Here is a 246-nt window from a genome sequence, read left to right as displayed (position 1 = left end):
ACCAAAAAAGGGAATCAATGGCACTTTGGTATGAAGGGTCATATTGGTGTGGACAGCAAGACCAAATTGATACACAGCGTTGTCGCAACGGGTGCCAATGTCCATGACAGTCAGGTATTGCCTGACTTGCTGCATGGGCAAGAGACTCGCTACTGGGGAGATTCTGCCTATATAGGCCAAAAACAGGCAGCGCGTAGCAAAGCACCAAAGGTAAGAGATTTTACTAACTGCCGTGCTACACGCAGC

Annotated in this window: 1 protein-coding gene; it reads left to right on the top strand. The window is 48.8% G+C overall.

Going from position 1 to position 246, the window contains the following annotated elements; translation table 11 throughout:
- The coding region (locus tag ACO0LB_RS21080; RefSeq protein WP_423052711.1) for a transposase at window positions 1-246 on the top strand (246 nt) is incomplete at both ends.

Source organism: Undibacterium sp. SXout7W, assembly GCF_049339385.1.
In the GTDB taxonomy this organism is placed as follows: Bacteria; Pseudomonadota; Gammaproteobacteria; order Burkholderiales; family Burkholderiaceae_D; genus Undibacterium.
The sequence above is the reverse complement of the archived record's forward strand: the minus strand, read 5'-3'. Positions and strand labels throughout refer to the sequence as shown.